Source organism: Bacteroides sp. HMSC067B03 (genome assembly GCF_001811315.1).
In the GTDB taxonomy this organism is placed as follows: Bacteria; Bacteroidota; Bacteroidia; order Bacteroidales; family Bacteroidaceae; genus Bacteroides; species Bacteroides faecis.
On record NZ_KV804355.1, the window covers coordinates 1 to 8,930 of the forward strand.

General features: G+C 53.5%; 10 protein-coding genes and 1 pseudogene. 3 read left to right on the forward strand and 8 right to left on the reverse strand.

Features of this window, described 5'->3' with window-relative positions; translation table 11 throughout:
- Nucleotides 1-22: 22 nt before the first annotated feature.
- From HMPREF2794_RS11835 to HMPREF2794_RS11870, 8 genes are all read right to left on the reverse strand, one after another.
- Nucleotides 23-2,422 carry a TraG family conjugative transposon ATPase gene (locus HMPREF2794_RS11835; RefSeq protein ID WP_070751573.1) on the reverse strand — a complete coding sequence of 800 codons (2,400 nt, stop codon included), beginning with the start codon at nt 2,420-2,422 and terminating at the stop codon, nt 23-25.
- Nucleotides 2,419-2,751, reverse strand: a complete 333-nt coding sequence (locus HMPREF2794_RS11840) for a DUF4133 domain-containing protein (RefSeq protein WP_004291514.1) — start codon at nt 2,749-2,751, stop codon at nt 2,419-2,421. The genes HMPREF2794_RS11835 and HMPREF2794_RS11840 overlap by 4 nt, the downstream gene beginning before the upstream one ends.
- Before the next feature lie 10 nt (nt 2,752-2,761).
- A complete protein-coding gene (locus HMPREF2794_RS11845) occupies nt 2,762-3,079 on the reverse strand; it encodes a DUF4134 domain-containing protein (RefSeq protein WP_002560983.1) in 318 nt (105 codons plus the stop codon).
- Between the two features lie 201 nt (nt 3,080-3,280).
- Nucleotides 3,281-4,009, reverse strand: a complete 729-nt coding sequence (locus HMPREF2794_RS11850; RefSeq protein ID WP_007487622.1) for a hypothetical protein — start codon at nt 4,007-4,009, stop codon at nt 3,281-3,283.
- Nucleotides 4,010-4,024: 15 nt separating this feature from the next.
- Nucleotides 4,025-4,378 carry a DUF3408 domain-containing protein gene (locus HMPREF2794_RS11855; RefSeq protein WP_004348451.1) on the reverse strand — a complete coding sequence of 118 codons (354 nt, stop codon included), beginning with the start codon at nt 4,376-4,378 and terminating at the stop codon, nt 4,025-4,027.
- A 2-nt stretch (nt 4,379-4,380) separates the two neighbouring features.
- Complete coding sequence (locus HMPREF2794_RS11860) at nt 4,381-4,821, reverse strand: DUF3408 domain-containing protein (protein WP_004291503.1); 441 nt, start codon at nt 4,819-4,821, stop codon at nt 4,381-4,383.
- Between the two features lie 2 nt (nt 4,822-4,823).
- A complete protein-coding gene (locus HMPREF2794_RS11865) occupies nt 4,824-5,585 on the reverse strand; it encodes a ParA family protein (protein ID WP_004348452.1) in 762 nt (253 codons plus the stop codon).
- Between the two features lie 36 nt (nt 5,586-5,621).
- Nucleotides 5,622-5,873, reverse strand: a complete 252-nt coding sequence (locus HMPREF2794_RS11870; protein WP_009037593.1) for a hypothetical protein — start codon at nt 5,871-5,873, stop codon at nt 5,622-5,624.
- Between the two features lie 420 nt (nt 5,874-6,293).
- Here HMPREF2794_RS11870 and mobA point away from each other — a divergent pair, with 420 nt between their 5' ends.
- From mobA to HMPREF2794_RS11885, 3 genes and pseudogenes are all read left to right on the forward strand, one after another.
- On the forward strand, nt 6,294-6,722 hold the full coding sequence (mobA, locus tag HMPREF2794_RS11875) for a conjugal transfer protein MobA (RefSeq protein WP_004291488.1): 429 nt from the start codon (nt 6,294-6,296) through the stop codon (nt 6,720-6,722).
- Complete coding sequence (mobB, locus tag HMPREF2794_RS11880; protein ID WP_004348454.1) at nt 6,701-7,948, forward strand: conjugal transfer protein MobB; 1,248 nt, start codon at nt 6,701-6,703, stop codon at nt 7,946-7,948. Before mobA ends, mobB begins: the two co-directional genes overlap by 22 nt.
- Before the next feature lie 30 nt (nt 7,949-7,978).
- Nucleotides 7,979-8,902: pseudogene (locus HMPREF2794_RS11885) on the forward strand (YWFCY domain-containing protein); the annotation flags it as partial.
- Between the last annotated feature and the right edge of the window lie 28 nt (nt 8,903-8,930).

Sequence of the window (8,930 nt, forward strand, 5' to 3'; positions counted from 1 at the left end):
AGCGACATTCGTCAAATTCCCTTTACGGGCGCACCAGATACTCTTCTGCACTGACCTCGGTGGCATAGACCGCCGATTGTGTGCCACCCAAGCCTATCCACACCTCTTTGTAGAGCCGTGAAGGGTTGTTCGCCATGTTGATGGAGAGTATCTGCGACTTCTCCTTTTCCGTCAGTCCGAGCAACGCCTGTATCTGGTCGAACTTGTTCATATATTTCCTTTGGTCAAGCAGGATTTTACAATCCGAGTTGTTGATGATGCTCTCTTTGACCACCGGAGAACTGATGATGTCGTCCACCTCCTGCGTCACCACGATTGCCTCGCCGTAATATTTTCTGACTGTCTTGTACATATAGCGCAGATATTCAGCCATGTTCGCTGAAGAGAGAGCCTTCCAAGCCTCTTCCACAATAAGCTGTTTCCGTACCCCTTTCAGTCGCCGCATCTTGTTGATGAAGGCTTCCATGATGATGATGGTCACGACGGGGAACAGTTCGCGGTTTTCCTTAATCGAATCTATCTCGAAGACAATGAACCGCTTGCCGAGCAGGTCGATGTTCTCCGTGGAGTTGAGCAGGAAGTCGTAGCGTCCGCCCCGGTAATACTGCCGCATGGTGGTGAGCATGTTGTCGATGTTGAAGTCGGACTTCTCCACCTTGATGTCACGCTGTGCCAGTTCCTTGCGGTAGTCGTCACGCATATACTCGTAGAAGGTGTTGAACGACGGCACGATGCTACGGTCGGATTGGATGCGCTCAATATAGGCACTCACGGCACTGCCCAGCTCGCCGCTCTCCGTCTTTGTCACCTTGTCGTCCTCCGACTTCCAGAGCGTCAGCAGCAGGGTCTTGATGCTGTCCTTCTTCTCCACGTCGAAGATGTAATCGTCGGTGTAGAACGGGTTGAAGCTGATGGGCTTATCTTCCGTGTAGGTGAAATACACACCGTCCGCTCCGCCTGTCTTGCGTCGGATCATGCCGCACAAGCCCTGATAGGAGTTTCCCGTGTCCACCAATACCACATGTGCGCCTTGCTCATAATATTGGCGCACGAGGTGGTTCATGAAGAAAGACTTGCCGCTGCCCGAAGGACCCAGCACGAACTTGTTGCGGTTGGTCGTGATACCCCGCTTCATCGGAAGGTCGCTGATGTCGAGGTGCAGCGGTTTCCCCGTGAGCCTGTCCACCATCTTGATGCCGAAGGGCGAGAGCGAGCTGCGGTAGTTGGTTTCCTCTGTGAACAGGCACACCGCCTGTTCGATGAAGGTGTGGAAACTCTCTTCCGCCGGGAAGTCCGCCGCATTGCCGGGTATCGCCGCCCAGTAGAGTGTCGGGCAGTCGATGGTGTTGTGGCGCGGCACGCATTCCATGCTTGCCAACTGGCTGCCCACGTCGTTCTTGATATGCTTCAGTTCCTCCGCATCGTCGCTCCACGCCATGACGTTGAAGTGTGCCCGTACCGAGGTCAGTCCGTAGGAATGGGCTTCGTTCAGGTATTGGTCTATCCACTCGCGGTTGATGCTGTTGCTCCTTGAATAGCGAGATAGCGACTGCATGTTACGGGCGGACTTCTCGAACTTCTGCAAGGTTTCCTCACTGTTGTCTATCAGCACATACTGGTTGTAGATATGGTTGCAGGAGAGCAGAAGCCCCACCGGGGAGGCGAATGACAGTCGGCAGTCACTCCGGTCGGTGGAGAGCTTCTCGTAACGGGTGTCGGTAGCCACCTTGCCCGGCAGGTCTTCCGCGTCGGAGAGGGTGTGCAGACACAGGCGGTTGTCGCCGATGCGCATCTCCCTTGCCGAAAGCTCGATGTCCTGCAAGGTGGTGTCACCTTCTGGCATGAGCGAGAAGTAGCGTTCAATAAGTCCCGCCTTACCCTCCGTCCCCACGATCTCGTCGGTGGAGAAGCGGCGCAGCCTGACAAGCCCGCTGTCGTTCATGATACGCTCGAACTGTTCGCAGGTTTCCAAGAACTTGGTCGTGGTTTCCCTGTCCAGCTCCATCGGGATGATATGTCCCCGGCACAGCGTGCTGAAATTGCTCTGCATCCGGTTACGCTCCTTTGTTGTCTTGGTCAGGTAGAGGTAGCAGGTGTGTTTCAGGTACGGACGCTCGTTGAAGTGACGCTCGAAAGAGCGGCTTAAAAAGCTCATGTCGTCCTTCTGAAGCTCCGGTTTGTAGCGTTCCTTGATGAACCAGTCCTGTTTGTGTACGACGGAGTAGTCCGGCAGCACCTTGATAGCCTTGCACCAGCAACTGTGTATCGCCTCGTACTCCGCACCCGTCACGGTGTAAAGTTCCGGTAGTTCCACCTCGAAAGCCACCGTGATGTCGGCGTCCTTTGAGATGATGCAGCCATGCTCCACCGCTAAAAGTGGGAACCTGTTTTCCAGTGTTGTCATTTTCGATGTATTCCTCATTGTCTTTCTTCCTTTCGTTGTCGTTTGAACAGACGGGTTATCCGCCGCCGGTTGATAAGGTATCGGGGATGGCTCCGTGCCGCTCCTAATTTCATCAGCCCGTGTTCGCCGTACCGGGCGTTCAGCGCGAAGGTCTGCCATACAAGGAGGGAGGACGATGCCGCGCCGAAGCCGATACATATCCACTGGTCGATACCGACCATGTAGAGGATGACGAACAGGACGAAGAGAGCCAGCAGACCTCCGCAGAAGATGAAGAGGTACTGTGCCTTCAAGCCCTTGAACTCTACCGGACGGCCGATACCCTTGTTGATTGGGTATTCAGCCATACATTATTTATTAAAGGAAGAATGAGCGCAGGATGGTGGCGGCAACAATCAGGAAGATGCACGCGCCGAACCACGAGGCGGCTGTCTTGCTGGTGTCGGGGTCGCCCGATGAAAACTTGCCGTACACTTTTACGCCCCCGATAAGCCCGACGACTGCACCGATGGCGTATATCAGTTTAGTTCCGGGGTCGAAATAAGAACTCACCATAGAGGTGGCTTCGTTGATGCCCGCGATGCCGTTTCCCTGCGCGAAAGCGGAGGCGGTTGCGGCGATGACAAGTGCCGCGGAGAGGATTGCTTTTCTGTTTTTCAAGATGTTCTTGTTCATAAACTGTTCTTGTTTTTTGCCGTCAAAAGGGTGGATGGTCCTTTGTCGGGCGGTTGATACTTTGTTTCTTTACTTTGGTTTTAGTGGATGCCCGTTTGTTTCCACGGACGTGGGCGTGTCCGTTGCGGATGGGGATGCGCCTTGCGTTTCCTCGCCGCGTGGGTTGATGTCATTCTTTCATGTTCATTTCTTTTATTGTTGTCATACATAGTTGCGAATGTCGAACTCCTCGATGTTGTCCGGCACGACGAACTCCTTTTCAGATTTCTTCAGCCGAATCTCGATAAGCCCCTTGATGCGGATGCCTATCTCCGAAGAGCCTTCCATCATTTTCTCGTACAACTCCGTGCCCTCCATGTCGGTGAACACCTTCGCCGCCTTTTCACGTTCCGCCTGTGTCGCGTCCGGGTTTTTGGCGGTCTTGCAGGCGTCGTCAATCTCGTCAAAGCTGCTGCCCGAAGCCCGTGGCGTGTCCGAGGCGTCCTCTTCCGGTTCGTCGTCCCCGTATCCCAGTTCCTCCGGCGGTATGCTCGTGAAGGTCTCATCGAGTTTTTCCTCCGGGACTTGTGCCGGGCGGGATGCGTTTCCCGTTTTTCCGTCGTCAAAAGTAGCCTCTTCCTCCGACAGCTCAATGCCTTTTTCCGAAGTGGCGGCTTCTTGCGTCGGTATGGCAGCGGTTGTCCGGGTGGATGCCATCCTGAAACGGCTCTCGCCGATGATGTCCGCCTTTTCCGCAGGGACTTCCTCGTGTGCCGCTATGCGTTTAGCCTCATTCCCGTCCAGTGACCGCCATAATCCGGCAATGCCCTTGAAGAAGCGGACAATCCGCGTGTCCATGATGCGCTCGTAAAGGAGCAGGAACAGGAACCAGAGGTTGCAGCCGACCGATACCGCCAGCAGAATGTCTGTCATGCTAATTGTGTAATTCATATCCTTCCGTTTTGGTTAGAATACTGAATTGTAATTTCGGGCATAAAGGCTCTTTATCGCATCCTCGCACTGGTTGAAATGGTACGTCAGCACATGGTCGATATAGGCGGACAGCGTAAGCCGGTCATGCCCGATTACACGGGTGATGCGCATGATACGCTCGTGGTACTCCGGGCGCACATACGCCATTTTCCCCTCACGTGCCTTTACTTCCGGGTCGCGGATGAACAGACGTTCATAGTCCTTCTCGCAGCATTTGTCGGTTACCGGGACAGGCGACAGTATTTCCACACTCGCCTGCACTTGGGCAAACATACCTCCGCAGTCTTGCTGTGGTCTTTTTTCATTCGGTGTCATTTCTTTTTCCATTTTCAAATCAGATCTTCACGTTGTTTCTTGTACAGTTCGTTGATTCTCTCCTTGTGCTGTTCCAGATGCTGGCGCAGCACGGTATCCACATATCCGCCTACTGAGATTTCCCCTCCGGCGATGTCGTTCACGATTCTGAGGATCTTGCCGTGGACGTCACGGCTGATATAGACACATTGGCGGGTCTTTATCTCGTTGCGGCGCAGGAACAGCTCGTTGTAGTCCTCGTCCTGCCTTTTCCGGCGTCCACTTTCCCTCTGCGCTTTTTCCCGTGTTACGGGTTGCACAGGAGATGGTTCCGGTGCGGCGGTGTCCTCTTCGGTCGGTGCAGCTGCGGGTACTTCCTGTGCGGGGCGCAGTGTCCCGTCCTGTGTGCGCCGCCCGATGGAGGCTAACAGCAGTTCCTCGTCGATGCCTTCCGTGTTCACTTTCCTGCTGCCCATGCTCACTGCGGTCTGATGATGTCGCTTATCTCTTCGGAAAACTCCCGGATGCCACTCCCTTTCAGCAGTGCCGTGTCCATCGGGAAGATGGTGGAGCGGAAAACGCTCTTGCGCTCTTCCGAAAGGTCACGGCGGAACTTCTTGCTGTCGGGCAAGCGGGTGGAAAGTACCGGAAAGCCCATTTCGGCTATCACTTCCTCGTAGATGCCGTACAAGTCGTTCCTCTCCCTGCCGTCCACCATCGTCCAGAACAGATGCAGCCCCTTTGTTTTCGCCTGTCCGGTAGTCATCAGCCTGTCGCGGAACATCGTGACGAATTTCAGGGTACTCTCCACGACAAAGCGGTCGGCACTCAGCGGAGTGAAGATGTAGTCCATCTGCGAGAGCGTCTTTATCACGCCGTTACTACGGAGCGTGCCGGGCATGTCGAAGAACACCACGTCGGGTTTCATGTCCTCAGTGGCAATCATCCTCTCGGCATCGTCGAGGGCGTTCACCGCATTGCTCTTGACGATGGTGTAGGCGTTCTTTTTGATCCGGCGGAAATGGTCGCAAGCGAGAGCCTTGAAGTAGGTGCTGCTGTCGATAAGCCCCATTTCGTGTTCGCGCAGCCCGTGGATGCTGTGCTGCGGGTCGTCGCAGTCCACGACGGCGACATTGTAGCCTTTCACGTTGTGCAGGTAGCTGGCGGCAAGTGCCGTGACAGTGGATTTGCCGATGCCACCTTTCTGTGTTGCGAATGCAACGAAGATTTCCTTACTCATAGTTCCATTTATTTTAATTGTTGAAGATTTCTTTTTCTATTTATATGCGGATTTGGTTGCTACATTATCCGCTTCAGTGAACAGACACACGGGCGGGTCATCGCGTATCCGGTTCTGTGGTGAAGCGGTGCGGCGAACAAGTGATGAATGACGACACTGCGTCATGAAGTCATTGAATCCGTACTTCACCGGATTGTCGGATAACCGGGGTTCCGACGGTTCGGGTATCCGCTTCGGCAAGTGTCCGAAGAAGCGGTTTTCCGGGTATTTGAATGTTCCGTTTCTCATATCTTCAAATCGTTGGTTCCTTGAATCATGCTGCAAATAAACAAGTATATTTTGGAACTTGTATCACTTCCTAAGCAATTGGCAGCACGTTGCGCCGGTTGGCAGTCATTGACCGGGTCAAGCGTCTGTCCGATACCGCTTTAAGGACGTAACTTTGCCCCCGGACAGCAGGGTTCGCCGATGGTGGCACAGCCGGAGTCCTGAAAGGTATCTTCCCATCCGTCCCCTGACGGATTTTTATGTTCACCTGAACATAGCAAGGTATGTTTTCAGCCGCTCAAAATATTTTGAGCATCCCGGAAAACGCCTTGCCCTTGCAGGGGGCGGGCTTTCCCTCCGAAGTCGGGAAGCCTTTCAAAACTGCGGTGCTGTAATCCGAAGCGGCGGCTTATGCCGTCAATCCGCTAAATCCAAAGTAATATGAAAGAGAAAAGGAAAAGCAAATCAGGGAGAAATCCCAAACTTGATCCGGCGGTGTACCGTTACACCGTCCGTTTCAATGAGGAGGAACACAACCGTTTCCTCGCCATGTTCGGAAAATCGGGTGTCTATGCACGGTCGGTTTTCCTCAAGGCGCACTTCTTCGGACAGCCGTTCAAGGTGCTTAAGGTGGACAAGACGCTGGTGGACTATTACACCAAACTGTCGGATTTTCATGCACAGTTCCGTGCCGTGGGTACGAATTACAACCAAGTCGTGAAGGAACTGAGGCTGCATTTTTCAGAGAAAAAGGCGATGGCGTTGCTCTACAAATTAGAGCAACACACCGTCGAACTCGTGAAACTGAGCCGCCGGATTGTGGAACTTTCAAGGGAAATGGAGGCGAAATGGTCGCAAAAATCAGTGTAGGAAACTCGTTGTACGGCGCGATTGCCTATAACGGGGAGAAGATTAACGAGGCGCAGGGGCGGTTGCTTACGACCAACCGCATCTACAATGACGGTTCGGGAAAGGTGGACATCAACAAGGCGATGGAGGGTTTTCTCACCTTCATGCCGCCACAGATGAAGGTGGAGAAGCCGGTGGTGCATATTTCGCTCAACCCGCATCCGGAGGATGCGTTGACCGATGCGGAATTGCAGGATATAGCCCGCGAGTATCTGGAAAAACTCGGTTTCGGCAACCAGCCTTATCTTGTTTTCAAGCACGAGGACATCGACCGCCACCACCTGCACATCGTGACGGTTCGGGTGGACGAGAACGGGAAATGTATCAGCGACAAGAACAACTACTATCGTAGCAAACAAATCACCCGTGAGCTGGAGAAGAAATACGGGCTGCACGATGCGGAGCGCAGGAACCGCCGTCTTGACACGCCGCTAAGCAAGGTGGACGCATCGGCAGGCGATGTGAAGAAACAGGTAGGCAACACCGTGAAAGCTCTGAACGGGCAGTACCGTTTCCAGACGATGGGCGAATACCGTGCGCTCCTTTCCATCTATAACCTGACGGTGGAGGAAGCGAGGGGTAACGTGCGCGGACGGGAATATCACGGGCTGGTCTATTCCGTCACGGACGGCAGGGGCAACAAGGTGGGCAACCCGTTCAAGTCCTCGCTCTTCGGGAAGTCCGCAGGCTATGAAGCCATGCAGAAGAAGTTTGTACGTTCCAGATCGGAGATTAAGGACAGGAAACTGGCAGACATGACGAAACGTACCGTTCTTTCCGTGCTGCAAGGCACTTATGACAAGGATAGGTTTGTTTCCCAACTTAAAGAGAAGGGCATCGACACCGTACTGCGCTACACGGAGGAAGGGCGCATCTACGGGGCTACCTTCATCGACCACCGCACGGGGAGTGTGCTGAACGGTTCGCGCATGGGCAAGGAGCTTTCGGCGAATGCCTTGCAGGAACACTTCACCCTGCCATACGCCGGACAACCGCCGATACCGTTATCCATCCCTATGGATGCTGCGGACAAGGCACACGGACAGACCGCATACGACCGTGAAGACGTATCGGGCGGAATGGGCTTGCTCACTCCCGAAGGTCCGGCGGTAGATGCCGAGGAAGAGGCTTTCATCCGGGCGATGAAGCGCAAAAAGAAGAAAAAGCGCAAGGGCTTGGGTTTGTAATCGGAGTATCAACAATTAAAAAATCAATGTATGTCACAACAAGAAGACGATTTGAGGGCATTGGCGAAAATCATGGATTTTCTGCGTGCCGTGAGTATCATTTTAGTGGTCATGAACGTGTACTGGTTCTGCTACGAAGCCATCCGGCTATGGGGCGTGAACATCGGTGTGGTGGACAAAATCCTTCTGAACTTCGACCGCACGGCGGGGCTGTTCCATTCCATTCTGTACACGAAACTGTTTGCCGTCCTGCTGCTTGCCCTGTCCTGTCTGGGTACGAAAGGGGTCAAGGGCGAGAAAATCACTTGGGGAAGAATATGGACGGCACTCGCCGCCGGATTCGTGCTGTTTTTCCTCAACTGGTGGATACTGGCTCTGCCGCTGCCGGTTGAAGCGGTGACGGGCTTGTATATCCTTACCATCGGCACGGGCTATGTCTGTCTTTTGATGGGCGGGCTGTGGATGAGCCGCCTGTTGAAACACAATCTGATGGAGGATGTTTTCAACAACGAGAATGAGAGTTTCATGCAGGAAACGAGGCTCATCGAAAGCGAGTATTCGGTCAATCTGCCCACACGCTTCTATTACAAAAAGCGTTGGAACAATGGCTGGATCAATGTGGTGAATCCCTTCCGTGCGTCCATCGTGTTGGGTACGCCGGGCAGCGGCAAGTCATACGCCGTGGTAAACAATTTTATCAAGCAACAGATTGAAAAGGGCTTCTCGATGTATGTATATGACTTCAAATTCAGTGACTTGTCCACCATAGCCTACAACCATTTGCTGAACCACCCGGAGGGCTACAAGGTGAAGCCGAAATTCTATGTGATCAATTTCGACGACCCGCGACGCTCACACCGTTGCAATCCCATACACCCGGATTTCATGGAGGATATTACGGACGCTTACGAGAGTGCCTACACGATAATGCTTAACCTCAATAAAACTTGGGTGTGACCTGAAAAGTCACGTAATTGATTGT